This window comes from Rhodococcus sp. MurmanLake-1 (assembly GCF_056945715.1).
In genome coordinates this window covers 64,078-86,877 of record NZ_JBWZNF010000005.1, presented here as the reverse complement: position 1 = coordinate 86,877, position 22,800 = coordinate 64,078, and the positions used below count along the sequence as shown (strand labels likewise).

General features: G+C 61.0%; 30 protein-coding genes and 1 tRNA gene. 19 read left to right on the top strand and 12 right to left on the bottom strand.

Going from position 1 to position 22,800, the window contains the following annotated elements:
* Window positions 1-12 precede the first annotated feature (12 nt).
* Entirely contained in the window at window positions 13-315 is a 303-nt protein-coding gene (locus AC2ETI_RS15690; RefSeq protein WP_003943719.1) for a MerR family transcriptional regulator, read from the bottom strand.
* A 358-nt stretch (window positions 316-673) separates the two neighbouring features.
* Here AC2ETI_RS15690 and AC2ETI_RS15685 point away from each other — a divergent pair, with 358 nt between their 5' ends.
* The 5 genes from AC2ETI_RS15685 (at window position 674) to AC2ETI_RS15665 (ending at window position 2,892) form a co-directional block, all read left to right on the top strand.
* Window positions 674-832 carry a hypothetical protein gene (locus AC2ETI_RS15685; protein WP_003943664.1) on the top strand — a complete coding sequence of 53 codons (159 nt, stop codon included), beginning with the start codon at window positions 674-676 and terminating at the stop codon, window positions 830-832.
* Between the two features lie 84 nt (window positions 833-916).
* Window positions 917-1,462 (top strand): Dps family protein, encoded by a 546-nt coding sequence (locus tag AC2ETI_RS15680; protein ID WP_019747464.1) that lies wholly within the window; start codon window positions 917-919, stop codon window positions 1,460-1,462.
* A 73-nt stretch (window positions 1,463-1,535) separates the two neighbouring features.
* The gene (locus AC2ETI_RS15675) at window positions 1,536-1,670 is read left to right on the top strand and encodes a hypothetical protein (RefSeq protein WP_020968725.1); all 135 of its coding nucleotides are present in this window, start codon (window positions 1,536-1,538) and stop codon (window positions 1,668-1,670) included.
* 48 nt (window positions 1,671-1,718) lie between these two features.
* Window positions 1,719-2,390: an ANTAR domain-containing protein gene (locus AC2ETI_RS15670; protein ID WP_020968724.1), complete on the top strand. Its 672-nt coding sequence runs from the start codon at window positions 1,719-1,721 to the stop codon at window positions 2,388-2,390.
* A 184-nt stretch (window positions 2,391-2,574) separates the two neighbouring features.
* Window positions 2,575-2,892 (top strand): WhiB family transcriptional regulator, encoded by a 318-nt coding sequence (locus tag AC2ETI_RS15665; protein ID WP_020906545.1) that lies wholly within the window; start codon window positions 2,575-2,577, stop codon window positions 2,890-2,892.
* 9 nt (window positions 2,893-2,901) lie between these two features.
* On the opposite strand, the gene AC2ETI_RS15660 is transcribed toward AC2ETI_RS15665, so the two are convergent.
* Window positions 2,902-3,339: a hypothetical protein gene (locus tag AC2ETI_RS15660; protein ID WP_029537813.1), complete on the bottom strand. Its 438-nt coding sequence runs from the start codon at window positions 3,337-3,339 to the stop codon at window positions 2,902-2,904.
* Between the two features lie 236 nt (window positions 3,340-3,575).
* On the opposite strand from AC2ETI_RS15660, the gene AC2ETI_RS15655 reads away from it, so the two are divergent.
* Together AC2ETI_RS15655 and AC2ETI_RS15650 are read left to right on the top strand one after the other, a co-directional pair.
* Entirely contained in the window at window positions 3,576-4,010 is a 435-nt protein-coding gene (locus tag AC2ETI_RS15655) for an ATP-binding protein (protein ID WP_019747468.1), read from the top strand.
* Window positions 4,011-4,105: 95 nt separating this feature from the next.
* A complete protein-coding gene (locus tag AC2ETI_RS15650; protein ID WP_223258034.1) occupies window positions 4,106-4,825 on the top strand; it encodes a SigB/SigF/SigG family RNA polymerase sigma factor in 720 nt (239 codons plus the stop codon).
* Between the two features lie 15 nt (window positions 4,826-4,840).
* Here the strand turns inward: AC2ETI_RS15650 and AC2ETI_RS15645 are convergent, their stop codons facing one another.
* Entirely contained in the window at window positions 4,841-5,089 is a 249-nt protein-coding gene (locus tag AC2ETI_RS15645) for a modification methylase HgiDII (RefSeq protein ID WP_483634108.1), read from the bottom strand.
* A gap of 317 nt (window positions 5,090-5,406) precedes the next feature.
* On the opposite strand from AC2ETI_RS15645, the gene AC2ETI_RS15640 reads away from it, so the two are divergent.
* The 3 genes from AC2ETI_RS15640 to AC2ETI_RS15630 all read left to right on the top strand — a co-directional run bounded on the left by AC2ETI_RS15640 (window position 5,407) and on the right by AC2ETI_RS15630 (window position 7,428).
* Window positions 5,407-5,844 carry an STAS domain-containing protein gene (locus AC2ETI_RS15640; protein ID WP_269577938.1) on the top strand — a complete coding sequence of 146 codons (438 nt, stop codon included), beginning with the start codon at window positions 5,407-5,409 and terminating at the stop codon, window positions 5,842-5,844.
* Window positions 5,845-5,930: 86 nt separating this feature from the next.
* Window positions 5,931-6,908 carry a YihY/virulence factor BrkB family protein gene (locus AC2ETI_RS15635; protein WP_003943713.1) on the top strand — a complete coding sequence of 326 codons (978 nt, stop codon included), beginning with the start codon at window positions 5,931-5,933 and terminating at the stop codon, window positions 6,906-6,908.
* A 316-nt stretch (window positions 6,909-7,224) separates the two neighbouring features.
* A complete protein-coding gene (locus tag AC2ETI_RS15630; protein ID WP_003943666.1) occupies window positions 7,225-7,428 on the top strand; it encodes a cold-shock protein in 204 nt (67 codons plus the stop codon).
* A 128-nt stretch (window positions 7,429-7,556) separates the two neighbouring features.
* Here AC2ETI_RS15630 and AC2ETI_RS15625 read toward each other — a convergent pair whose 3' ends face one another.
* Entirely contained in the window at window positions 7,557-7,796 is a 240-nt protein-coding gene (locus AC2ETI_RS15625; protein WP_113682265.1) for a CDGSH iron-sulfur domain-containing protein, read from the bottom strand.
* On the opposite strand from AC2ETI_RS15625, the gene AC2ETI_RS15620 reads away from it, so the two are divergent.
* Window positions 7,797-8,846, top strand: a complete 1,050-nt coding sequence (locus tag AC2ETI_RS15620; protein ID WP_046378098.1) for an iron-containing redox enzyme family protein — start codon at window positions 7,797-7,799, stop codon at window positions 8,844-8,846.
* On the opposite strand, the gene AC2ETI_RS15615 is transcribed toward AC2ETI_RS15620, so the two are convergent.
* Entirely contained in the window at window positions 8,803-9,501 is a 699-nt protein-coding gene (locus tag AC2ETI_RS15615) for a HemK2/MTQ2 family protein methyltransferase (protein WP_019747474.1), read from the bottom strand. The genes AC2ETI_RS15620 and AC2ETI_RS15615 overlap by 44 nt on opposite strands.
* A gap of 110 nt (window positions 9,502-9,611) precedes the next feature.
* Between AC2ETI_RS15615 and AC2ETI_RS15610 the strand changes: the two genes are divergently transcribed.
* The 5 genes from AC2ETI_RS15610 to AC2ETI_RS15590 all read left to right on the top strand — a co-directional run bounded on the left by AC2ETI_RS15610 (window position 9,612) and on the right by AC2ETI_RS15590 (window position 13,615).
* Window positions 9,612-10,379, top strand: a complete 768-nt coding sequence (locus AC2ETI_RS15610) for an ANTAR domain-containing protein (protein ID WP_483634107.1) — start codon at window positions 9,612-9,614, stop codon at window positions 10,377-10,379.
* 233 nt (window positions 10,380-10,612) lie between these two features.
* A complete protein-coding gene (locus AC2ETI_RS15605) occupies window positions 10,613-11,317 on the top strand; it encodes a glycosyltransferase family 2 protein (RefSeq protein ID WP_020968717.1) in 705 nt (234 codons plus the stop codon).
* On the top strand, window positions 11,314-12,252 hold the full coding sequence (locus AC2ETI_RS15600; RefSeq protein WP_019747477.1) for an acyl-CoA dehydrogenase family protein: 939 nt from the start codon (window positions 11,314-11,316) through the stop codon (window positions 12,250-12,252). The genes AC2ETI_RS15605 and AC2ETI_RS15600 overlap by 4 nt, the downstream gene beginning before the upstream one ends.
* Window positions 12,246-13,004, top strand: a complete 759-nt coding sequence (locus AC2ETI_RS15595) for a PIG-L deacetylase family protein (protein WP_030535919.1) — start codon at window positions 12,246-12,248, stop codon at window positions 13,002-13,004. The genes AC2ETI_RS15600 and AC2ETI_RS15595 overlap by 7 nt, the downstream gene beginning before the upstream one ends.
* A complete protein-coding gene (locus AC2ETI_RS15590) occupies window positions 13,001-13,615 on the top strand; it encodes a class I SAM-dependent DNA methyltransferase (RefSeq protein WP_483634106.1) in 615 nt (204 codons plus the stop codon). Before AC2ETI_RS15595 ends, AC2ETI_RS15590 begins: the two co-directional genes overlap by 4 nt.
* Window positions 13,616-13,667: 52 nt before the next feature.
* On the opposite strand, the gene tatA is transcribed toward AC2ETI_RS15590, so the two are convergent.
* Genes tatA through AC2ETI_RS15575 form a run of 3 tightly spaced genes read right to left on the bottom strand, consistent with a single transcriptional unit; the run spans window position 13,668 to window position 16,135 of the window.
* Window positions 13,668-13,844, bottom strand: a complete 177-nt coding sequence (gene tatA, locus AC2ETI_RS15585) for a Sec-independent protein translocase subunit TatA (RefSeq protein ID WP_019747480.1) — start codon at window positions 13,842-13,844, stop codon at window positions 13,668-13,670.
* A complete protein-coding gene (locus AC2ETI_RS15580; protein ID WP_020968713.1) occupies window positions 13,844-14,515 on the bottom strand; it encodes a Rid family hydrolase in 672 nt (223 codons plus the stop codon). The genes tatA and AC2ETI_RS15580 overlap by 1 nt, the downstream gene beginning before the upstream one ends.
* Window positions 14,516-14,554: 39 nt before the next feature.
* Window positions 14,555-16,135, bottom strand: coding sequence for a flavin monoamine oxidase family protein (locus AC2ETI_RS15575; RefSeq protein WP_483634171.1), 1,581 nt, complete (start codon window positions 16,133-16,135; stop codon window positions 14,555-14,557).
* A gap of 238 nt (window positions 16,136-16,373) precedes the next feature.
* Here AC2ETI_RS15575 and AC2ETI_RS15570 point away from each other — a divergent pair, with 238 nt between their 5' ends.
* Window positions 16,374-17,885 carry an APC family permease gene (locus AC2ETI_RS15570; RefSeq protein WP_151530598.1) on the top strand — a complete coding sequence of 504 codons (1,512 nt, stop codon included), beginning with the start codon at window positions 16,374-16,376 and terminating at the stop codon, window positions 17,883-17,885.
* Window positions 17,885-18,637, top strand: coding sequence for an IclR family transcriptional regulator (locus tag AC2ETI_RS15565; RefSeq protein WP_029254678.1), 753 nt, complete (start codon window positions 17,885-17,887; stop codon window positions 18,635-18,637). Before AC2ETI_RS15570 ends, AC2ETI_RS15565 begins: the two co-directional genes overlap by 1 nt.
* 3 nt (window positions 18,638-18,640) lie before the next feature.
* On the opposite strand, the gene AC2ETI_RS15560 is transcribed toward AC2ETI_RS15565, so the two are convergent.
* From AC2ETI_RS15560 to dcd, 4 genes are all read right to left on the bottom strand, one after another.
* Complete coding sequence (locus AC2ETI_RS15560) at window positions 18,641-20,164, bottom strand: hypothetical protein (RefSeq protein ID WP_483634105.1); 1,524 nt, start codon at window positions 20,162-20,164, stop codon at window positions 18,641-18,643.
* Between the two features lie 29 nt (window positions 20,165-20,193).
* Entirely contained in the window at window positions 20,194-20,400 is a 207-nt protein-coding gene (locus AC2ETI_RS15555; protein ID WP_019747486.1) for a hypothetical protein, read from the bottom strand.
* 91 nt (window positions 20,401-20,491) lie between these two features.
* Window positions 20,492-20,776, bottom strand: a complete 285-nt coding sequence (locus AC2ETI_RS15550; protein WP_019747487.1) for a hypothetical protein — start codon at window positions 20,774-20,776, stop codon at window positions 20,492-20,494.
* A 25-nt stretch (window positions 20,777-20,801) separates the two neighbouring features.
* Window positions 20,802-21,371 (bottom strand): dCTP deaminase, encoded by a 570-nt coding sequence (gene dcd / locus AC2ETI_RS15545; protein ID WP_019747488.1) that lies wholly within the window; start codon window positions 21,369-21,371, stop codon window positions 20,802-20,804.
* A 306-nt stretch (window positions 21,372-21,677) separates the two neighbouring features.
* Between dcd and AC2ETI_RS15540 the strand changes: the two genes are divergently transcribed.
* Window positions 21,678-21,751 (top strand) — tRNA-Gly (locus tag AC2ETI_RS15540).
* Window positions 21,752-22,800 lie beyond the last annotated feature (1,049 nt).

Here is a 22,800-nt window from a genome sequence, read left to right as displayed (position 1 = left end):
GGAGCAACGCTACTAGTCACCCTCGGCGGTCAACTGGCTGATTCGAGCCGCCAAGACTGCATTTTCGGCCTCCAGGGACAGAATCAGACGGATACCGACCAGATTGACTCCGTCGTCGATCAGCGCGGTGATTCGTCCGAGCGTATCCAGGTCGGCCTCGCTGTAACGGCGTGTACCGCCATCCGTGCGGGTTGGTGTGAGCAGGCCCCTTCGCTCGTAAAGGCGCAGCGTCTGAGGTCCTACCCCGGACAGTTCTGACATCACTGAGATCCCGTATACGCCGCGCAGCGCCCGGGTCTGGGATTCCGACGTCACTGGAACCTCCTAGTTCGGTGTCGGCTGTCTCAATCGGCGTCATCCGACCTTAGCATCATCACGCAGTGAATCTGACGCCCAGGACATAGATTCAAGCGTGTCCAGGGCCACTCATGACAAAAATCGTCGAGCCGAGAAGGCATGTAATGGCAGATCAAAGCCGATTTCGGCAAGATCGCACAGGGAGCTTCCCTTAGCCGTCGAATCGAAGTAGCCTTGCCAATTATCTACATCGGCTGATATAGATTTTGTAGCACTTGAAAGCGCCATAACCGGCACTCGAAGGTGTAGAACACCCAGACGTCGGAGTCGGTGGTTCAGCCGACTCCCTCACGGCACACTCTTCACCGGGAGCAAGATGACGACGATCGACATCCCGCCCACACAGGGCGAGAGCACCACCGGCATCGGAATCACTGTTGCAAGCGCGACTTTGACAACCGAAGAGGTCAAGCGCCGAATCGCGATGATGTACGGCGACCCGGTGACAGAGGAGCCAGTAGCACTCGCGCACTGAACCTGACCGACACGCGATCCGATTGACGATGGCGCGAGACCGCCCCGTTCGCGGGCGATCCCCATCAAGACGAGAGGAAAACATATGTCCGAGTTCACCGTACCGGGACTGAGCAGCGCAGACGGTTCGTCCGTCGCCGATATTCTGCAGGAACGCCTCAGCGCCTACAACGACCTTCATCTGACGCTCAAGCACGTCCACTGGAACGTCGTCGGACCCAACTTCATTGGCGTGCACGAGATGATCGACCCACAGGTGGAGCTGGTTCGCGGCTACGCCGATGATGTGGCGGAACGTATCGCGGCACTGGGCAACTCCCCCAAGGGCACAGCGGGAGCGATCGAGCGCGATCGGACTTGGGACGACTACTCCGTCGGCCGCGACGACGCTCGCGCCCATCTGGCTGCGCTCGACCTCGTCTACACCGGGGTCATCACCGACAGCCGCACTGCAATCGACAACGTCGGCAAGATCGATCCGATCACAGAAGACATGCTGATCGGCCAAACGGCACAGTTGGAGAAGTTCCAGTGGTTCGTTCGTGCGCACCTCGAGAACTCCGGCGGCAGCCTCGTACACGAAGGCGCGTCCACCGAGCAGGATGCCGCAAACGAGGCGCGTCAGAACTGACGCTCCGTCCGCGATTTCGGCCGATCGGGGGTCGGCCGAAATCGCGATCCCCACAACAGGAAAGGGCAAGAGCATGTCTGCGGACTCGCGCGGCACGTCGGCACAAACGCGTCGCGAGTATCAGATGTTCGTGTTGCAACAGCGTTTGTTGTTCGGATCGATCGTGGCAGGCACCGCCCTTGGAGTTCTCGCGATCAATTACTTCTGAAATATCAGGGGCCGCAGCCGTCGAAGACAGGACAGAAACGACACAATCATGAGTTCGAGCACTCTCCGCTCGATCGTTCGAAGCGATCGATTTGCGGCAAGCACTTCTTCTCTTCTGCTCGTGGACAGCGATTTCCGTATCCAGGGCGCAAACGACGAATACCTTGCCGTGTCCGGCCGCAGCCTCGATCAGTTGCACGGAGTGGAAGTGTTCGAAGCCTTCCCCGACAATCCCGACGACTCGTTTGCCGACGGAATCTTCTCGTTGACAGCGTCATTCGAGCGCACGATGCACTCCAGAACTCGGGACGCACTGCCGACTCAGCGTTACGACGTGCGCGATGAGCGAGGTAGTGGGCTGTTTGTCACGCGCTATTGGAATACGGTCAATTCCGCCGTCACCGATGATGACGGCAGGGTGATCGGAGTGCTTCATCGTGTGTACGAGGTTCAACGACCCCAGGCTCAGCAGTCCAGTTCAGCGTCAGACGTCCTCACCCGCCTTCGCGCGGAAAACGACGAACTGAGAAGAGCTTTGGATTCTCGGCCCGTGATCGAGCAGGCCAAGGGATTACTGATGGCCGAGCGCGAGTGCTCGGCCGACCAAGCCTTCGACCTTCTGGTCGAGATGTCGCAGGAATGGAACGTCAAGGTGCGCGACATCGCCGGTGGTCTTGTCGCCGCAGCAGAGAGACGTGCCGTCGATCAAAAGAATTCCTGACGACCGGGATTCAAAGGTTGTACGGCTGGGTAATGACCGACCAGAGGTACCCCCGAAATCTTCCCCTCGAGGGAGGAGCCTCGAAGGTCCCGCCGGTTCAGGCCGGCGGGACCGAGCTTTGCCTTAACACCCGACCTGGATCCCCGATCCGAGTCGAGTTCGTCACGCAGCGAAGGGAACGTCCATGTTCATGCGCTCCTACACATCTCCCAGGCCCCTTGCCGACGAGTGGGATTGGCAGCTGTCCGGCACCTGCCGCGACACCGACCCCGCCCTGTTCTACGACGACACGAACGAGCGCGGCTCCAGGCGAGCGAAACGCGAGAGTTCGGCGAAGCTGGTGTGCGCCAGGTGTCCTGTCGTGCAGAGATGCCTCGTGCACGCCATCCAGACCGGGGAACCCCACGGTATCTGGGGCGGCATGACCGCGACCGAACGAGAATCGTTGCGTAAAGGTCGAACTGAACCACTGATCAGTGCCGCTGCGAACTCACCGGAGTAGGTGGCAACCTCAAGGCCTGGCCTCGTGATGTCGTAAACCGTGCGTGCGGCGTCGCTCCTTCATCTCGGCTTCGAAGAGGTGCGGCACTCCGCCGGCCAGCTTGTCACGCACCACCTGTTCGCATTCCCGAAAGAAGGACCAGTAGTTCTCGTCGAACTCCTCGACCAGCTGGAAGGTCCAGCGCCCTTCGACCACGTTCCGGCCCATCAACTCTTTCTCGACCTGATCGGCCAGCTCGTCGTTACCGCTGGTTCGCAGTAGCTCTACGACCTCGTCGAGCATCAGATCTGCATGTCCGATCAGCTGATGGAAGTCGTACAGAGCGCCTCGCGCCCGCTCCACCGTTTCGAGGGCGTTCGACAACACCCCCGCTGCCTTCACCTCGTCGTCCGTGACGCCTTCCGGTCGTGTGTGTACGGGGATCTGCCTGTCCGCCTGAGTGCCCATGAAACGGACGTACCCGAACGGGTCACAAATGAAAGATGGGATTCGGTACGAGCGCACCACAGGTGATGTGTCTCACAATTCATCCTCTAGTTCGGGTAAAGAGGATTACTTCGCCGGGCGAAGGGTAATCGAAGGCCATGAATACTTCCGGGGTAGAGATGGCTGGCACGCATGGCCGGTACCGTTCCTTGCCTCGGTCCGCCGGAATTACGCCACATCTACCTACAGGAAGCCCCTTGATTCCTCTGTCGAGTCCGACCGAAGCCGAACTTACTCACGACTCCATTGCCTCGCTCCGCGTCCGAGCGTCGTACTCCCAACTGCCGACTCTGCGCGGAATCACCCGCACGGTTGCCAACAACACCGGATTGGACGTCGACGGGACAGCCGACCTTGCTCTGGCGATGGACGAAGTCGCGAGCATCCTCATCGGCCATGCGATACCGTCCAGCGACTTGACCTGCCGATTCGAGACCTACGGTCGCACTCTTCGGATCGTCGTGTCGGTGATCGCGCACTCCGAAATACCCGACAAGTCCCACAGCTTCGGATGGTTCGTTCTCGAAGCACTGGTCGACTCGGTCCGTTTGGAGCAATCGGAAATCGACGCGGACGGTCACATCACCCTGACGATGACGCTTGAAAAGGGCTTGCTCCAGGAGCGTGCGTGACCGCTGTCCCACCGGACGATACTGTCCCACCGGGCAAGGCTGTACCAACGGACAAGAAGGACCAGTACGAACTAGCTGTCGAATTGTTCGTCTCGATGGCCTCGCTTCCGCCGGATGATCCGACCCGGGAAAAGATCACCAACTCGATCATCGAACTGTGCCTACCGCTCGCCACCCACGTTGCACGTCGCTACCAGGGGCGCGGCCAGCCTTTCGAGGACTTGGAACAAGTTGCGCGCGTGGGGTTGGTACAGGCTGTGCAGCGATTCGACGTAGACAAAGGATCGGATTTCCTGTCGTTCGCAGTCCCCACCGTAATGGGTGAGGTACGCAAGCATTTTCGCGATCACGGCTGGTCCGTACGCGTACCTCGCAGCCTTCAGGAACGACATCTTGCCCTCAACCGGGCGCTCACGTCGTTGTCGCAGACGCTCGGCCGTGCACCGACGGTAGCGGAACTTGCCACGGAGCTCGACATCGAGCCGGACGAGGTCGAACAGGGGTTGACCGCCGGAAATTCATATCGAACCACACCGCTCGACACCGCGTCAGCCGGCGACGGGAGCGGACTGACTCTGATCGATACTTTGGGACAGTACGACGAAGCGATCAGTCGGATCGACAATCACGAAACCCTGCGACCCGCGCTCCTTGCACTACCGGAGCGCGAGCGCACGATCGTGGTTCTCAGATTCTTCGGTCATCTCACCCAGTCCCAGATTGCCGAAAAGATCGGCATCTCTCAGATGCATGTATCCAGAATCCTCACTCAGACACTGAAGCAGCTGCGCACCGAGATGGGTGAAATCTTCTGAAGTAGGTCCCCAGGATCAGATGTATTCCTGCGCAAGACGTTCCATCTCGTCTCGGTCAATGAGCCCGGGCTGGCCGATGTCGAGAGCCTCGAGATACTTGTTGGCGAGACGGTAATCGTGCCCCCACCGGCCGTGCTCGCCGTCCTGCTCGGTGCGCTGAACACTGGAACCGGGCGGAACCTCGTCCTGCAGACCGTTGGCCTCCGCGCCGATCAGTGTGTCGAGCTTGGTCGAGATGGCCGTGAGTGCATCGCGGTCGTTCATCTGAAATCCCTTCGTCAGGTGGCGCTGATCCCCAACCATACCGAAGTGTCGAGCCAAAAACATTGCACCGCTTAATGTTCGACTACAAGCCTGGACCGATCCAAGCCCTCGAGCTACACTGAGCGATACCGAGGTTGAGAATACAGCCGGGGCTGAAGCCGCTGGCGCTCGGTTCGCATCAGGACTCTGGATTCAGGTCACAACTTCCTGCGTACATCCATTGGGCTCAATGCTTTCCACACCTGGACTCTTCCACTTTCCGTGCCGCCAGGTCGGTCGTCAGCCTTTCGACGAAAAGCACACAGACCGGATCTGCCATGAATCTGAATGAACTCGACCACACAGCGATCGATTTCGTCGATCCCTCAACACAATTGGGTCCGATCGTGGACACACATGGCTTCGCGGCCTGGCGGATAGCACCCTCGACAGTCCTGATCCAGGTCGACGTCGACCTCGATAAACTGTCCGCCCCAGAACTGAGAGAACTTCTCAACTCGTACGCTGCGGAGTGGTCCCGCGTCATTCTCGACCTGTCAAACTCACTGTTCGTCGGTGCGGTCTGCCTCGAACTGTTCGCCGAACTGAACTCCCGTTCACGAGCGCACGACTTCCACTGGTCCGTCATCGGGTCACACCCGCTTCGACGCTTGCTTCGGGCCGCACGGGCGGAAGAGGAATTTCCGGTCACCAACTCTGTCGAGGGAGCAATGCGCGCGCTCGCCGAAGCAGAAAAGTCACTCGAAGCCTCCTGACGCCAAGCCTGCACCGGCGTCGAGCGCCGCGCGCTCGCAGCGACTAAGGTTCGTCGGGCTGTCCGACGAGCTGAGAGAGACCGAGAATGACAATCGCCAAGCGCCTCGATGCCTTGCAACAGAAGCATCCGGCCCTGGGGTTCCCGATAGCGGTCCTCTACAAGTTCCTCGACGATCAAGGTGTTTATCTCGCCGCGCTGATCGCGTACTACGGCTTCGTCTCGCTCTTCCCTCTTCTTCTGTTGCTCTCGACCATTCTCGGCTTCGTGCTCTCTGGCAACCCCGAGCTTCAGCAACAAATCTTGGACTCCGCTCTGCATCAGTTTCCGGTGATCGGTGACGATCTGGGCAATGCGCAACAGATCGGCGGCGGTGTCACAGGGCTGGTGATCGGAATCGTCGGTGGTCTCTACGGTGGCCTCGGTGTCGCTCTGGCTTGCCAGAATGCGATGAACACGGTGTGGTCGGTGCCCCGAAACATGCGACCGGATCCCATCCGCGGGCGTCTTCAAGGGTTACTGCTCCTGGGCACCATCGGTCTCGCGATCTTGGGGACCACCGCTGTCTCCAACATCGGCGGTGCGCTTCATCTGGGCGGTTCGTTCAGCTTCCTGTTGACCCTTGCGGTAGTCGTCTTGAATGCAGGCATCTTCATCGTCGCTTTCCGGCTCACCTGCGCCCGCCCGCTCTCGGTAGCCGATGTGGCGCCTGGAGCGATCGCCGCTGCTGTTCTCTGGCAAGCACTTCAGTCCTTCGGTGCCCTCTACGTGACCTCCGTGGTGCGGGGTGCCTCCACCACCAATGGCGTCTTTGCCATCGTTCTGGGTTTGTTGGCCTTCTTGTTCCTCGCTGCCGCCTCGATCGTCATGTGCGCGGAAATCAACGTCGTGCGAGTCGACAAACTCCATCCGCGGGCGTTGTTGGCTCCGTTCACCGACAACACCGAACTCATCGAAGGCGATCGGCGCACCTTCGCCGATCAAGCAAAAGCCCAACGCGCGGTTCCCCACGAGAACATCCATGTGACGTTCGACGGGCACACCAAACCCGACGATTCGGACTGATCTCGACCCCGATCGAGTTGGGTATTTGGTCCCCTCCTGGGTATCGGGGTGGCATTCTGCGCCGCGAATCCAGATTTAACACAGGTGTTGTCATTTCGCGCTACATCGAAGCGACGAATACATCACAGCAGGTAAACGCGCATAGTTGAACAATCACCTGCTTCCGACGTGGTCCCGGAACGGGACAAACCCGTCAAATACTGCAACTCGCCATGCATGTAATTGGAGACAGAAAAAGAAGAGCATGGCAGGATCAGGTGTGAGACCGGACTCTCGATGGGAGGGCTCGGCTCGATGGATCCAGGAGAATTTGGTTATGGCTCAGGGCAGTGTCAAGTGGTTCAACGGTGAAAAGGGCTTCGGATTCATCGAGCAGGAAGGTGGCGGACCGGATGTGTTCGTTCACTACTCGGAGATCCAGGGCAGCGGCTACAAGTCCCTCGACGAGGGCCAGAAGGTCGAGTTCGAGATCGGACAGGGCCAGAAGGGCCCCCAGGCTCAGAACGTTCGCGCCATCTGAGTTCGATCCCAGTCTGACTTCAGACTGAAAAGGCTGGACGCTGCACCGCACGGTGCCGGCATCCAGCCTTTTCTTGGTTTCAGGGCCGTCTTGGTTTACGGGTCCGGCTCGTTCCGAGTTGGCCCCGGTTACGTCGCTCGCGCCCGCTTCTTCTTGTGGGAGCTGTCGCAGAACGGCGCGATGCCGGTCCGCCCGCATCGACACAAAGCAACCGTAGAGCGCTTGTTCTCTATCGGAGTGCCGTCGTCACGGAGCAACTCGAAGTCACCACGCACCAGCAGCGGGCCGTCCGAGCAGGCGATTATGGTGGTGTTGTTACCGGCAACACTCGGTGTTTCGGCAGATGACGATTCGGGAAACGCGGTCATATGTCCTCTTCACTTCTCGATTCGGCCACTGGCGTGCCCACTTCCATGCCTGTTCCACAGGCTCGCGGCCCATTGAGCGCCACTCTCGTTTCCATTCTGCGCTCCTCGGCCGATCCGAGGGAGCTTACGGCTGCCGCTGACGCGTACGACGTTGCACGGTCCATCGACCCCACCTACGACATTCTTCGAGACGACGACGCTCAGTTGACTCTGACGCTCCTCTACGAGCTTCATTTGCAGGGAATCGAGAACGTCTCGGACGCGTGGGAGTGGAATCTGGACCTGCTCGCGGCGAGGTCGCGTCTCGAGACGAATTTCGAGGCCGCCATCGTGGAACTCGTGGGAAAGGTTCCGTCGTCCGGTGACGTCGTAGCCGATTTGTGGGCGATGACGGCTCCCAGTGCAGGCCCCGGTCTGGCGTCCTTTATGGCGAAGGACGCCACAATCGATCAGTTCGCGGAGGTGCTGATTCACCGTTCGCTCAATCAGCTGCGTGAAGCGGATGTGCACACCCTTGGAATTTCGCGCCTCTCCGGTGCCGTCAAAGCAGCCCTCGTCGAAGTGCAGAGCGACGAGTACGGAGGGGGCAGCGCAGAACGAATGCATTCGCGTCTTTTTGCCGACACCATGCGGGCTGTCGGCCTTTCGGACCGCTACGGCCACTACATCGATGCTGTTCCCGCGGTAACCTTGGCGTCGTTGAATGCTCTCTCGCTCTTCGGCTTTCATCGCCGACATCTCGGAGCGCTGGTCGGGCACCTGTGCGCCGTCGAGACCACGTCGGCGCTGCCGAGCAAACGGTACAGTGCCGGCTTGCGCCGACTCGGATTCGGTTCGGACGCGACACTGTTCTACGACGAGCACGTGGAAGCGGATTCCGTTCACGAACAGATCGCTGTTCGGGAACTTGCCGGCGGTCTTGCTTCTTCGCAGCCGCACCGCACTGATGACATCTTGTTCGGCGCTGCAACGTGCCTCGCGTTCGACGACCTTCTCGGCGATCACCTCACATCGAGTTGGGAGAAGGGCGAGACTTCGTTGCGCGAATGATCACGAGTTGTTCGATTTCCTGACCGGTGGTGATCAACCCTCGTGCCTCGAGCATGGTGCGCCTCTCGCGCATCACGGGCCCGAAGGGAATGTACTTCCGGGCCGAGATCTCCACGGCCATACCGTGTTCCTCGAGTATCGCCTCGGTCTTGTCGACCCCACACAGTACCGACTGCAGAAGAAGTAGTGTGCCGCCGGGGACGAGTACTTCGTGAACGGTGGCCGCGATCCTGTCGATGAGGGCGCGTCCGTCCTTGCCTGCGTCCCAAGCCCGTTCGATTCCAGCGGTAGGTAGATCGTCTGCCAGCGCAGGGACGTACGGCGGGTTGGAGATCACCAGATCGAAGAGTTCGCCGTGTACCGCCTCGGTGAGGTCGCCGCGACGGGAATCGATCAAGGTTCCGTTGAGGATTCCGTTGAGACGAGCATTGGCGCACGCTCGGCGAGATATGTCGACCGCGACGACGTGGCCTGCACCAGCCGCCGATGCCGCGACGGCGAGGGCGCCGGTCCCCGTGCACAGATCCAGGACCCGGCTGCGAGCGGTGAGGTGCTCGAACAGCAGCGCATCCGCCAGTAACGACGTGTCGTGTTGCGGTCGATACACACCAGGTAGACGCAGGATCATCATCGGCTCCTCTTTTTCAGGCGACATCGCACATCGCTGCGTGCGGCTACCCAGGAACCTCGGATTTCATGCGAACATCGCAGCATCGACTGCCCGGAACGGTTACATCGTCGCAGTTTGCGGAGTAGACCTGAGTCATGACAGGCAATGCGGACGCTCCTCAGGTAGCCGCGGCGTTTGCTTCCGCAGCAGATTCGCTCGACACACTCGCCGAAGCGATTGCCGGACTCCGGTCCAATCTGAACACGGACGAGCATCTCGACTCCATGCTCCAACGTCTGGCCGAGACCGCGGTCAAAGCACTGCCTGACGCCGATGCTGTCAGCGTGACGGTGTTGTCCACCGATGGCCCACGAACTGCTGCGTCCACCGCGGACTACCTTTCCGAGATAGATGACGCCCAGCACGCCGCTGATCGTGGTCCGTGCGTTGACGCCGCGCGCACGGTGTCCTCGGTTCGGGCAAAGGTGGGTGATCACGTCGACGAATGGCCGGAATTCACCGACGAAGCCCGCAAACAAGGCGTCCGGTCCTACTTGTCCGTGCCGATCACCATGGGCGAAGGGAACACCGAACTGCTCGGCGCTTTCAACGTCTACGGATTCGCCTCGACAGAGTTCAAGGCCTTCGACGAAGAGTTGATGAAATTGTTCACCGCCGGTGCGGGCGCGGCGATCGCAGATTCACGACGCTGGCGTCAAGCACACGAGCACATCGAACAGTTGCACTGCGCCATGGAATCTCGGGCCGAGATCGAACAAGCCAAAGGTGTCCTGATCGCCGTCCACGGCATCGACGCCGAGGAAGCATTCAGCCGTCTTGTGCAGCAATCGCAGAACACCAACGTGAAACTGCACGAGGTTGCCCGGATGCTCATCGATTCGGTGCGCCACCGCCGGTTCTGAAGATTCTTCGGTGCAAAACCCCGTTTTGCACCTTAAAGCACAGTCGCAAAACCCCGTCTTGTACCCCGAAGTCACAGTTCCCAAACGCATCCAGAGATGTTTCACCGAAACAGTTTTCGACCTGCGTGACTGCTGGCGGTCGAGCGGCGGCCCTCGTCCGAAATGTGGTTATCTGTTGAGAACCGGGACGAAAGAAGACCCGACCGTACCAGGGTGAGGAAAGGATCGTCACTGTGCCAATCGACCAGGTTCTTGTCGTAGTTCCCGCCCACAACGAAGCCGAAGACCTCCCCAATTGCCTTCGCGCACTCGCAACAGCGGCGTCGGCTTGCGTTGTTCCCGTCCGACTGGTTGCCGTCCTCGACAACTGTTCGGACGGAACCGCCGGTGTCATCCCCGACGGGGTCGAAGTACTCCGCGTCGAGCACCAGAACGTCGGACGTTCGCGAGCGACGGGCTTTTCCGAGTTCGGCCGAGGGTTGGGAGCTTCGGCGTGGTTCACCACCACCGATGCAGATTCGGTGGTCGGCCCCACCTGGATTGCGCGCCAATTGGAGTATGCGCGTACTGCGGACGTCGTCGCGGGAACCGTACGCATCGCGGATTGGGAAGGCCATCCACACTCCGTTCGCGAACGATACGAACGTATGTACCACGCACATCCATATGGTCGACACGGTCACGTCCACGGGGCCAACCTCGGTGTCCGCGCGGATATGTACTGGAGCGTCGGAGGATTCTCCGATCTCGAAGAAGACGAGGACGTCGATCTCGTCCGGCGGTTGAGCGAGGCTGGTGCCTGTATCGCGTGGGCAGAAGACATTGCGGTCACCACGTCTGCGCGTCTCGACGGCCGAACTCCGGGCGGCTTTGCCGGACATATCCGTAACCTGGGTTGTACGACCGCCGATAACGAAGAAGCGGAGCTGGCACGATGAAACGACTACACACACTCCTGGATGCAGGTGGACTGTACTTGCCGCTTCCCGGCGGCGGCGCGACAGCCGCGCGGTGGACCTCCCTGGCAGAGCTCACGCGCGAGAATGTGGTTCTCGGGCGGATGGCTGAGGCTCACACCGATGCCGTCGCGATACTCACCGAACTCGACGGGCCGGATCCCGAACCCGGGCAGCTGTGGGGAGTGTGGGCGGCCGAGCCACCCGAACCTGTGGTGAATGCGTCTGAGCACGTAGGGATCTGGACGCTCACCGGCCGCAAATTGTGGTGTTCCGGCGCCAACACCTGCACGCATGCACTGATCACCGCCTTGGTCGACGGAGTACCCTCACTCTTCGCAGTTGAGCTCGGACTACCTGGGGTGCATCCCGTTCCCGATTCGTGGAAGGCCGTCGGTATGGCCGAAAGCGACTCCAGCGCGGTCGACTTCGACATGGTTCCGGCGATACCGGTCGGGACGGCAGGCGACTACCTGAGCAGGCCGGGGTTCTGGCACGGCGCGATAGGCGTGGCTGCATGTTGGTACGGCGGTGCCTGCGGCGTTGCAGATCCGTTGTACGACAAGGCTGCAAGCAGCGACGATCCCTACCTACTCGCCCACCTCGGCGCGGTCGATGCGGCGCTGGCCGCAGCGCGCAACGCGCTCGCAGTCGCGGCGGCGGAGATCGACGCCGATCCTTTCGACGAAAATGCCGAGGCCATGCAGCGGGCACTCCGTGTGCGGGCAATTGTCGAGCGCGCCGCCACCGAGACCCTGGATCGGGTGGGACGCGCTCTCGGCGCCGCACCGCTCTGCATGGACGCCGAGCATGCCGCGCGGGTAGCCGACCTCACCGTCTACTTGCGGCAGAGCCACGCCGAGAAGGATCTCGCCGAACTGGGCCGGATTGCGGCCAAGGGGAAACGGCCGTGGTGAACTCGAAACTGTTCGCGCAGAAGCCTGTCGACGATGGCGGCACTCCCGAATCGACATGGCAGGAGTGGGGACGCAGCTTTCCGGAACTGGATCTCACCGGGTGCTCGCGATTGATCGTCGTCGCTCCCCATCCCGACGACGAAATACTCGGACTGGGTGGAACTGCTCTTCTCGCAACGCTTTCCGGCATCGACGTTCACGTGGTGTCTGTCACCGACGGTGGAGCCTCACATCCCGATTCACCAACAGTGACTCAGCCTGAGATGGAACATCTCAGGCGGTCCGAGTCGGATCGAGCAGCGCGTGTACTCGGAATTCCCGCACCGGTTCGATTGAGCCTTCCAGACGGGAAGATCAGGGAGAACCGACAGGAGTTGACCGACCGTCTCAGCTCGATTCTCGGTGATTCCTCGACGGGTACCTGGTGCGCCTCGACATGGCGCGGGGACGGCCACCCCGACCATGAAGCCACCGGGGAGGCAGCGGCGAAGGCCTGCGCGGACACTGGATCACGATTGATCGAGTACCCCATCTGGGCGTGGCATTGGGCTGAGCCGGATCATGCAGCAGTCCCGTGGGAAAGGGCCAGAAGAGTGGCCTTGCCCTCCGACGTTCAGGCTGCAAAATCCGCTGCTGCCAATGAGTTCACTTCACAGATCGCCCCGCTTTCCGACCATCCCGCGGATGCACCCATCCTCCCCCGACATGCGATGGAACGACTACTGCGACCGTACGAAACGGTGTTCGTATGACCGATCGTGAGCTTCCCGCGGACTACTTCGCCAAGATGTATGCGGCGCAATCCGATCCGTGGGACTTCGAATCCCGGTGGTACGAGCAGCGAAAGTACGCGCTCAGCGCCGCGATGCTCCCCAAACCTCGATACCGTCGCGCATTCGAACCAGGATGCTCGATCGGGGTTCTCACCGAGAAGTTGGTAGAGCGCTGCGACAGCGTTCTCGCCACCGACATCGTCCCGGCCGCACTCGAGAGCGCCCGTGCGCGGCTTACCGGACGTGATGCCGAATTTCGTCTGTGGGCGTTGGGTGACGACTGGCCCGACGAGACTTTCGACCTCGTCGTCATCAGCGAGGTCGGCTACTACCTGACCTTCGAAAAGCTGATCGAGGCAATGCTGCACGTCGTCGAGCATCTCGAGACTGGTGGAACGCTGCTGTGCGCCCATTGGCGTCACGTCGTACCGGAGTATCCGCAGAACGGTGACGCCGTTCATTCGGCTGTGCGCCAGACACCGGGGTTGGCGCAGTTCGCGTCGTACCAGGACGAGGACGTGCTGATCGATGTCTTCGTGAAGGGTCCGCCGTCACCACCATCGGTAGCGCGTTCCGAAGGTCTGATCTAGAAGACCTGTGCGCGGTTGAGGAGTGTGGGGACTCCTCAACCGCGCACAGGGGTCAGTCTCGCTTCTCCAACGCGAGGTCCGTATCCGAGTGCAGTTCACCGACTTCGGTCTTGAGGATCCGCATCGACCTGCCAAGGCCGCGGGCCGCGTCGGGCAGCTTCTTCGAACCGAACAGCACCACGAGCACTACTGCAACGATTGCCCAGTGGGTCGGGCTGAGCGCGCCCATCAGGCGGGTTCCTTGCCATCGGGGTACACCGCGTCGACCTCTACCTCGACGAGCCAACCGGCAACGGGCAGTCCGGCAACCTCGAGGGCGAAGCGGGTGGGCCGAGCGCTGTTGCGCTCGATCGGAGCGATCGGCTCGGCAGTGCCCATCGGCACCAGCTCCGTATCACCGGTGTCGAGATTGGTATTGGCGAAGAACTGGCGGTACGCGCGATTCCATCCTGTGTAGTCGGCCTTGTCCGACCCCGGCGCGTTGTCCAGGAAGACGCGCATCGTCACGACGTCTTCGAGACTCAATCCCTGGGCTTCGAGGTTGTCGCGGATCTTCTTGAGTACGTTGATGCCCTGCGCCTCGGTGACGGTGACCCCGGCAGGCAGAACTCCGCCGGAGAACTGGCCGTCGATGTACGACTCCGGCGAACCTTCCGGCGCCGCCTTGTTTCCTGCCGACGGGCCGATGCCGCTGGTCTTGTAGATCGCGGTGTCGCCGCCGATCGCGACACCCTGAGCGATCATCGGGTTTGCCTGCCCCGCTTCGAGAATCGATTTGGAGACGAACGAACTCGACGTGGTTTCGGCGTCCGCCTCATCGGACGAGCAGGCCGTGGCGAAGCCCAGTAGCGCGGTGGCGGCGAATGCCGCTGCAAGGACCTTGGTGCTGCGAGATTTCATGATGTGACCTCCAGAGAAAGTGATGGAAAACGAAGCACGTCAGGCAGATTGCGCAACACGCTGATGCAGATGGGTGACGACGTCCTGCGCGGACGTGAAGGCCCCGTGCTGCCAGGCGATGGCGTTGGAGAGGTGATCGCCGGCGAAGTAGATCCGGTCGACGGGGTCGAGCAGCTTGGTGTACTCGGGAGTTGCCATGCCGCCGTGGGAATCTCCCGCGCCGGCCCATGATGCCCAGGCGGATTCCGAATACTTGGTGCGACGCCAGCTTCCGGAGAAGGACGACGAGATGTCGCGAGTGTATTTGTCGCCGTGGATTTCTGCGCCTTCGGCGATGGCCTTTGCCAGCCGCTGACGGTGGGTGAGCGATTCGAAAGCCTGTTGACGCTTACCCGAGCTGTAGTACGCGACCACGACGCCGCGGTCGGAGTTGTAGTGGTCGTAGGGGAACATGATCTGGGAGATGTCGCGGTCGGTGTTCGACGCGCCGCCGTAGATGCGGTCCTCCGTCTCCCACCACCGACGCGAGTATTCGATACCGAGCTTGCCCGACGACGACGGCTTGGCTGCATCCAATGCGAGCAGGATGTCGGAGGGCAGGTTGTTGTTCAGCCGCTTGATCAGGTGCGGTGGGATCGTGCAGATTGCGTAGTCGGCGGTGATCGACTTGGTGTTGCCGTCGACGACGTAGTCGACAGTGACGCCTTCCGGCACGTTCTTCATGCCGCTGACCTCGGCACCGAACTCGATGTTGTCCATCCCGATCGCGTCCTGGAACTTGTAGTAGATCCGGTCCATGCCGCCGACGGGGGTCATCATCGTCATGGCCTGGTCGTAACCGAACTCGAAGGAGAATGCACGTCCGATGCCGCCCTGGATGACATCGCTCATCCCGAATGGTTCGATCTCGGTTCCGAAGTTGAGGCCGGCGCCCGGCTCGGCGGAGTGCCCTCGACGCGAGGATCCGACATAGCGGCCGTCGCTGGAGAGATCGCCGAAGTCGGTGAGGAAGGACGAGAGTGCTTCTTTGTCTTCCTTGCTCAAGACCTGGTCGAGCGCGCCCTGATTGGTGGCCTTCTGCAGCAGCTCGGACATGTATCCGTAGGTGTCGGCTTTGGCTGCTCGGTAGGTGATCGACTGATTCGCCAGCGGCTTGTTGCCGGTGTAGTTGACGAAGGTGTTCGCATTCTGGTTTCCGAACATCTGCAGTTCGACGCCCAGTTCGCGGCAGTAGTCGATGGTGTTGTGATTTTGCGGAATACGCGTCGCACCGAGGTTGTAGAAGTGCCCCTCGGAGAACGTACAGGTCTGTGTCTCACCGTTCAGGTCGGTTTCTTCGGTGCCGTTGCGGATCGACCACACCCGACCACCCGGCCGGTTGCGCGCTTCGAGGACAGTGACCTTGTATCCGGCCTTCTGCAGTTCGTAGGCGGAGCACAGACCGGACGGTCCACCGCCGAGGATCACGACGGAGTGATTTCCCTTGACCTTTCCGATCAGGTCACCCGCGACAGGTGCCTGAAATCGCCTCGGCGTCGACGCCACCGCCGGCGCCAGGCCGATGGACGACATAGCACCGAGTGCCAGGCCGGCGCCGCCGGTGATTCCCAGACTGCGCATGAAAGATCTACGTGTGTATGGCATTCGAGCTCCCCAGTGTGCTCCCGGTGACCCGGGTGGTTGGTGTTGAACACAGACTTCAGGAGCGTTGGGTCCGGAACTTGACGCGCAGGAAACAGTCAGTGGGGACCGAGTGAGAAACCTGCGAGCATCAGCATCGGGCTCTCTCACCCGAGTGCGATCAGCGGAAGCATGTCCGCAATATCCGCGTTACAGAACCGGACTAGCGTGACGCGACATGTCCGCTCTCACCGAAGCTATCGCGCGGTCCTTCACCACGCGCGAGAAGCAGCCCCCGGCGCGATCACCGCTGCGCGCGTTGGGCCGTCGGCAACTCTCGGGCGCCGAAGTGCTGGCCCAGTCGGTGGCAACCACCGCCCCTGCTGTGTCGATGGTCGTTCTGCCCGTCACCATGCTGACACACGGCCGATTGTTGAGCGGGATGATCACCATCATCGCGGCCACCGTGCTGGTGACGCTCATCGCTTTCTGCGTTTCGCAGTTCACGCGCCGAATGGCAGCATCGGGCGGGCTGCACAGCTTCGTCTTTCGTGGCCTGGGCACCCGGGCAGCATTGACCACCGGCATCGCCATGCTGGTCAAGTACGTCGGCAGCGCGGTGATGACGCTCTATCACGGAGGACAGGTCGCAATCGCATTGCTCGGCTTCGCGGGTGTGCACGTGGACAAGACTTTTCACGTCATCGCGCTCTATCTGGGGATAGCCCTGCTGATTCTCGGTGCCCTCGTTCGAAGTGTCAGATTTGCTGCTCTCGCGATCCTCGTCGTCGAAAGCTGTTCACTTCTGTTCATCGTCGGGCTCATGATTGTGGGCGGTTCCGGAAGTCAACAAGCACAGATCGTTCCGCCCACCTCCGGCCACGGGCTGTTACTCACCGCCCTGGCTGCCGTGTTCGCTCTCGCCGGATTCGAGAGCGCGGCCTTCTTCGGCCCCGAAGCTCGTCGTCCGCTGGTAACCGTCACCCGCACAGTCCTTCTCACCCCGATCATCTGTGGATCGCTCTTCATCTTTGCGGGCTGGGCCGCTTGGTCGGGACGTAGCGACACCCTCGTCAACGCCTATCTCCACGGAACAGCGACGGGTGTGAGTCCAGGTGTCGTCATCGCGCTCAACGTCGGTCTGGGGTGCTCGTGGCTGGCGTCGTCGATGGCGTCGTCCAATGCTGCGTCGCGACTGGTCTACTCGTTCGGCGTCGAACGCCTACTCCCCCGCCGGTTCGCCTCGGTTCACAGCGCATTTCGCACGCCCTACTTCGCGCTGACCGTCGTCGTCTGCACAGTTCTGGTGGGCGGCGGAGCCTTTGCCATCCTTGGACGCGGAGAGATTTTCGACGACGTTCGACTGACGGTTCGCGGTGCCGTCATCGTTGCCTATGCACTGGTGGCGATCGCATCGGTTGTCTTCCTGACGCGTATCGGAGAGCACACTCCCGGCGTTCTCGCAGCCGCGTCGTGTGGAAGTGGTGCCGGTGCGATAGTTCTCGGTTACCTCGTTTACGCCAACACGATCGACCATGCGTACGTTGCACCGATCGCTGTGCTCGTGATCCTGACCTCGGGCACGCTCTGGCAGTTCTACCTGCGACGCCGAAGCCCCAAGAGCCTGCTGCACGTCGGCGCGTTCGACAGTCCCGAAACCGAGGACGTACTACCAGGAGCTGGGGTGTTCGCCACCGACGCAGCCGGAAACATCGTGCTGGTGGGCGAGCCGACTGCCGGCGCCCGCTGATGGTGGGCCGACCACGCGACCTCGGTGGGCACGAACCCCGAGCGGTTCAGCGCGCCCTTGCCCTCCTCGAGTCGGCGGCCAGGCTCGGATCGGGAGCCACCGCCAAAGACATTGCTGCCCTGGCCGACATCCCACCTGCCACTGCGTATCGGTTGCTCAACATCCTTGTCGCCGACGGTTACCTGGTTCGGATCGCCGACCTCTCCGGCTTCGCGCTGGGCCGGCGCACACGTGAATTGGCCGGGGCTGCCGCCGAACCCACCCCCGTCGACAACTCGGTGCTCCTCGAAGAACTTCGCGAGCAGCTACGGTTCGGCGTCTACCTCGCGTCGTTTGCAGAGAACAGAATTCGACTGGTCGATCGCGATCCAGACCACGAGCTCAGCGGCGAACGGACGCTGGTCACAGCCGTTCACGCGTCGGCTGTCGGGAAGCTGCTCCTCGCCAGCCGACCCGAATTGGCCGAGGCCCCATTGCGAAAGGTCACCGCACACACCATCACCGACGGCGACCAGTTGGAACTCGAACTCTCTCGGATCCGGCGCGGCGAGCCCGCCCGTGAGGTCGACGAGATCCGTGTCGGACGCTCCGCCGTCGCCGTCCCGATCCACGACGCGGAAAGGTGTGTCGTCGGTGCCTTGGCTGCGATAGGTCCGACCGGCAGACTTTCCGTCGACGACGTAGACTTGGTCGTGCTGTTGCGGGAGTACGCGGAACGCATCGTTGCACCGACGATGTCGAAGGCAAGCTGAAAATCAGAGGCCGAACACACGTTTGGCAAAGCCGAGATGCTCGTCAGCCCAGCCGATGACGCCGAGCGTGGAATCGAGATTCTGCGGCGGAGTGCGCACCAAGGTGTCGCGTCGGACGAGTCGGTCGAAATCGACCTGAGCGCGGTCGAACTGGACCCCGGCCGTGACCATGATGTTCGCCAGTTCTTGCGCCATCACCCCGTACGCGACTGTCGTGGGATGAACGCCGTCGAGCGAGAAGAGGCCGCCCGACGCGCGGCCGCCGCGACCGTCGGCGGAGAGGAACAGCGAGTCCGGCACGGGTTGCAAGTCGGTCAGTGCTTTGGGGAGGGGGTACGGCGTCCACCATGACGGCCGCGCATTGACGTCGGTGACGTAGCGCCGTGAGGCCACGCGCTCGAGCAACCCGGCAATATCGCAGAGGTACCAGTCCTTCCCCACCCGACGGGCATTCGCGACGGCTTGCTCGATTCCGTCGTTGTACACATCGATTGCGGTATCGACGGCCCACGCCTGCGCGCCGGTGATGTGTTGATCGCGCTGTGGGTCGAAGTCTGTGTCGCGCACCCACGGTCGCGCGTAGTACGGGAAATAGCGGGATCCGATTTCGATCTTGCCGCCGAGCCCGTGGGCGATCGGTGCGATGGTCACGTGTGGGACGGTGCAGAGGATGACGTGCTGGGCGTTGATCTTGCGGATCGCGGCCAGCACCTCGGCGTACTCCGACGCGAAGTGCTCGGGCTGCCACACCGTGTATTCGCGCTTGCCGTCCGGGTCACGGAAGTTGTTGCCGCTCCAATCGACTCGGAGTTCGGTGACGGTGCGGAGCGCATTGTTGGCCCCGAGAAAGACGATCAGAGTTTCGATGCCTTCCTTGCCCAGTTCCGCTGCCGCGTCGAACGCCGTCATGCGCTTCTCTGCCTCGGAGCCTCGCGGCAGAACTCTCAGTGCGGCGCGTTCGCCGTTGTTCTCGACGATCTGGCTGATCAGGTCGTCGTGCGGTTCGTGCAGGGCTGCCTCACACCCATGTGCGGTCTTGGTCAGAGCGTCACGAAGATCCCACCCGTAGACCGAAAGGCTGTGATTGATCGCCGAGAACGTCGGCGCTTCGCTGCCCGGCCCACGCTCCCAGTAGTCCTCCACCTGGTCCATGAACTCGCGTGCAGCAAAGAGTGCGAGCGGAACCTCCCAGAGGTCGAGCCGTGGGCCGAAGCGCTCTTCGAGGGTGCGGAGCAGCAGTTCGATGTTGAGTGGGAGCCCGCCCGGACCGCCGTATCGGGGAAAGCGGAACCGATCGAGCCAGCCCAACTGGTGAGCAATGATCGACGGATACGACAGCTCGGTATTGAAGACCGCCCCGCTCTGAAATCCCTGCGACAGCGAGTCGCCGATGACCACCAACCGGTGTGGAGCATCTCCCGCAGGCGGAACTACCGGAATCCCGACTGTGGGATCGAACTGCGGAATCCTGGGTCCTCCGGCGGCTGCGGCCACGACGTCGTCGGGAGTATCGGATGGAAGTTCCACGCCCACTCACCTCCGGAAAGTCCAGCTGGTCAGCTGATCAGTGGTGGCTTACGCCGATCGGCATTGTCCTGATCCGATTGCTTCTCTATCGACCTGACAACCTCGTCGGCCCACTGTTGATTTCGGCCGTCGAATTCTGCGCGGTCCCGACGCGCGATACCGCGTCCGACCAGGATGGCAATCGGAATGGAACACACGACCCATACGAGTAGTACGCCTCCGACAATCCACCACATACTCAGTAATTGTGCCCGATTCGCCGACCGTTGTGCTCCAGGTCGAAACTTCTGCCCGAATCGTGGCGTTCAATTGAGGTGAGCTCGCAGGTCAGTAACGATCGGCGTCGACGGTTTCGCGGACCTTACGAACCTGATTCCAACCACGAGCGGCGATGCCGAAGGCAACAAGCGACATCAGATCCGAGACCGTCAGACCGTGTTCTCGATTCAACGACCACAAGACCTGACCTTCCAGCGGGCCGTTGAAGAAGAGCCACGCCACTCCTGCGCAGACGGTCGCAACAACACTGGCCTTCGACGGCTTCATCAAGCACACGGTGCTGGTCACGAACAACAAGTTCATGAACACCAGACCGTAGAAAATTCCGATCATGCGACTCCCCCCGAAGTTGGTTCGTTCAGCTGCGGTTGAAGTTCAGGTACGCCTTCGACGGAGTCGGGCCGCGCTGACCCTGGTACTTGGATCCGGCCTCGGAGCTTCCGTAGGGGAACTCTGCAGCGCTCGACAGCTTGAGCAGGCAGAGCTGCCCGATCTTCATTCCCGGCCACAGCGTGATCGGCAGGTTTGCGACGTTGGACAGCTCCAGTGTGATGTGGCCGCTGAAACCCGGGTCGATGAAGCCGGCAGTGGAGTGCGTCAAAAGGCCCAGGCGCCCGAGGCTCGACTTACCTTCGAGGCGGCCGGCCAGGTCGTTCGGCAGTGAGCACACTTCGAGAGTCGAACCGAGAACGAACTCGCCGGGATGAAGCACAAACGGCTCGCCCTCTGCCGGTTCAACCAGGCTGGTCAGCTCGTCCTGGCGCAGTGCCGGGTCGATGTGCGTGTACCGCGTGTTGTTGAACACCCGAAACAGACCATCCAGGCGCACGTCGACGCTCGACGGTTGCACCATGGAATCGTCGAAAGGGTCGATACCCAGACGTCCAACGGAGATTTCGGCACGGATGTCACGATCGGAGAGCAGCACAGGTAGAGGTTACCGGTTCTGCGGGCAGTGCCGACCCATCGATGGGTGCGATCACACCGTGGTTACCGAACACGATGCGCGGGTTCTGGACTCCCACGGCAGAGCCCAGCCCCACCTGTCTCAAGTTCTCCATGCCGAAAGGCTTTCCCGCGCAGAACTTGTGGGCAAATCATTTACCGATGGCGCCGACTTCCACACGCCTGTGTTGATCAATGACGGCCGGGGACACCGCTGCTTGAAAGCTCGTCTGATAATGTTCGGACAGCACGTTGATCGGCGGTGAAAACACGTCCGGTCGGCTGCGACGCCGATGTAGTTCAATGGTAGAACATCAGCTTCCCAAGCTGAATACGCGGGTTCGATTCCCGTCATCGGCTCCACAGATTCTCCGCAGTTCAGAGTCCTTTTTGGGGCAGACGAACTTCGCTTGTTTGGGTCCCAAATCCTGTGACAGGTACACGGCAGGTACACAACCTCCTCCATTCAGTGATCAGTTAACGTGTATCCAACGCAAATGGGGGTGCTAAAGGACCGGATCTCGGAATTCTGCAGTTCATCGATGCCGTCCGACTGGTCGTGCCCCGGCCTAAATCGGTGTCCATTGCGCGCACTGTCAGGAGAGTGCTGTCGACCTCGAAGCCGATGGTCGCCGGTACCTCGGTTCGTTTGCCGTCCATCAGTGATTCGAGCGCGACTACCAACCGATGGGGTTGGAAACTGTCTCTGCTCGGGCACCGCGCGCTTATCAGTTTTTAAAACCGATCTGCCGTAGCGCACCCGGACACCGGGGACCACAACTCACGCAAGAATGCAGGTCTTCTCACAATCACAACTGTGAAAATACCCAAGTCCGTCAAAAATCACCTTCGAAAAGCATCAAGTACGTATTCTTCCTCAGTATCGGACAGCCCTAACCGTAAGTCCCAATGCACGACCATCGGTCTGCACATTAAAAACCCTCACCGACCTACATCTTGTGCCTGCTCGGATCATCCGTGGTTCGACTCATACACTCCGGATCCGGAAGAGCCGGATAAATCTCGAAGAAATACCCCAGTTTGGAGGACTGTCACCTTAGCGTCGCGCTACCTTCCCGAAGATCTTAAAAAACCGGCAGGTTGGCCCCAATTCGATAGAGGGCCGTAGGTGTCCAGAGTCGAAACCTTATTCCTCGCAAGCATTGCGGCGCCTTCCCTGGTTATGACGTTCGGAGCTACGGCTTCTCACGCAACTCCCAAACCGGGCAACTTTGGCGGAGGCGATTCTGGTGGACCTTGGTTGGTGGACTACAACTCCTCGAATGGCCTCGGATATATCAGGACAGCCACCTCATTCGGTCCAGGCTCGCCCGCTTACATTGCAGTCCCAATTTCGATAGCAGGGCCTCTGCCCTGTATGCAATAGCGAATGCTGCCGGGCTCTAGACGGA

What these genes read in the sequence shown, in the direction of transcription:
- AC2ETI_RS15685 (WP_003943664.1), top strand. Translation starts at nt 674, where the DNA reads ATGACGACGATCGACATCCCGCCCACACAGGGCGAGAGCACCACCGGC.
- AC2ETI_RS15680 (WP_019747464.1), top strand. Translation starts at nt 917, where the DNA reads ATGTCCGAGTTCACCGTACCGGGACTGAGCAGCGCAGACGGTTCGTCC.
- AC2ETI_RS15675 (WP_020968725.1), top strand. Translation starts at nt 1,536, where the DNA reads ATGTCTGCGGACTCGCGCGGCACGTCGGCACAAACGCGTCGCGAGTAT.
- AC2ETI_RS15670 (WP_020968724.1), top strand. Translation starts at nt 1,719, where the DNA reads ATGAGTTCGAGCACTCTCCGCTCGATCGTTCGAAGCGATCGATTTGCG.
- AC2ETI_RS15665 (WP_020906545.1), top strand. Translation starts at nt 2,575, where the DNA reads ATGTTCATGCGCTCCTACACATCTCCCAGGCCCCTTGCCGACGAGTGG.
- AC2ETI_RS15660 (WP_029537813.1), bottom strand. Translation starts at nt 3,339, where the DNA reads ATGGGCACTCAGGCGGACAGGCAGATCCCCGTACACACACGACCGGAA.
- AC2ETI_RS15650 (WP_223258034.1), top strand. Translation starts at nt 4,106, where the DNA reads ATGGCCTCGCTTCCGCCGGATGATCCGACCCGGGAAAAGATCACCAAC.
- AC2ETI_RS15645 (WP_483634108.1), bottom strand. Translation starts at nt 5,089, where the DNA reads ATGAACGACCGCGATGCACTCACGGCCATCTCGACCAAGCTCGACACA.
- AC2ETI_RS15640 (WP_269577938.1), top strand. Translation starts at nt 5,407, where the DNA reads ATGAATCTGAATGAACTCGACCACACAGCGATCGATTTCGTCGATCCC.
- AC2ETI_RS15635 (WP_003943713.1), top strand. Translation starts at nt 5,931, where the DNA reads ATGACAATCGCCAAGCGCCTCGATGCCTTGCAACAGAAGCATCCGGCC.
- AC2ETI_RS15630 (WP_003943666.1), top strand. Translation starts at nt 7,225, where the DNA reads ATGGCTCAGGGCAGTGTCAAGTGGTTCAACGGTGAAAAGGGCTTCGGA.
- AC2ETI_RS15625 (WP_113682265.1), bottom strand. Translation starts at nt 7,796, where the DNA reads ATGACCGCGTTTCCCGAATCGTCATCTGCCGAAACACCGAGTGTTGCC.
- AC2ETI_RS15620 (WP_046378098.1), top strand. Translation starts at nt 7,797, where the DNA reads ATGTCCTCTTCACTTCTCGATTCGGCCACTGGCGTGCCCACTTCCATG.
- AC2ETI_RS15615 (WP_019747474.1), bottom strand. Translation starts at nt 9,501, where the DNA reads ATGTCGCCTGAAAAAGAGGAGCCGATGATGATCCTGCGTCTACCTGGT.
- AC2ETI_RS15610 (WP_483634107.1), top strand. Translation starts at nt 9,612, where the DNA reads ATGACAGGCAATGCGGACGCTCCTCAGGTAGCCGCGGCGTTTGCTTCC.
- AC2ETI_RS15600 (WP_019747477.1), top strand. Translation starts at nt 11,314, where the DNA reads ATGAAACGACTACACACACTCCTGGATGCAGGTGGACTGTACTTGCCG.
- AC2ETI_RS15590 (WP_483634106.1), top strand. Translation starts at nt 13,001, where the DNA reads ATGACCGATCGTGAGCTTCCCGCGGACTACTTCGCCAAGATGTATGCG.
- tatA (WP_019747480.1), bottom strand. Translation starts at nt 13,844, where the DNA reads ATGGGCGCGCTCAGCCCGACCCACTGGGCAATCGTTGCAGTAGTGCTC.
- AC2ETI_RS15580 (WP_020968713.1), bottom strand. Translation starts at nt 14,515, where the DNA reads ATGAAATCTCGCAGCACCAAGGTCCTTGCAGCGGCATTCGCCGCCACC.
- AC2ETI_RS15575 (WP_483634171.1), bottom strand. Translation starts at nt 16,135, where the DNA reads ATGCGCAGTCTGGGAATCACCGGCGGCGCCGGCCTGGCACTCGGTGCT.
- AC2ETI_RS15570 (WP_151530598.1), top strand. Translation starts at nt 16,374, where the DNA reads ATGTCCGCTCTCACCGAAGCTATCGCGCGGTCCTTCACCACGCGCGAG.
- AC2ETI_RS15565 (WP_029254678.1), top strand. Translation starts at nt 17,885, where the DNA reads ATGGTGGGCCGACCACGCGACCTCGGTGGGCACGAACCCCGAGCGGTT.
- AC2ETI_RS15555 (WP_019747486.1), bottom strand. Translation starts at nt 20,400, where the DNA reads ATGTGGTGGATTGTCGGAGGCGTACTACTCGTATGGGTCGTGTGTTCC.
- AC2ETI_RS15550 (WP_019747487.1), bottom strand. Translation starts at nt 20,776, where the DNA reads ATGATCGGAATTTTCTACGGTCTGGTGTTCATGAACTTGTTGTTCGTG.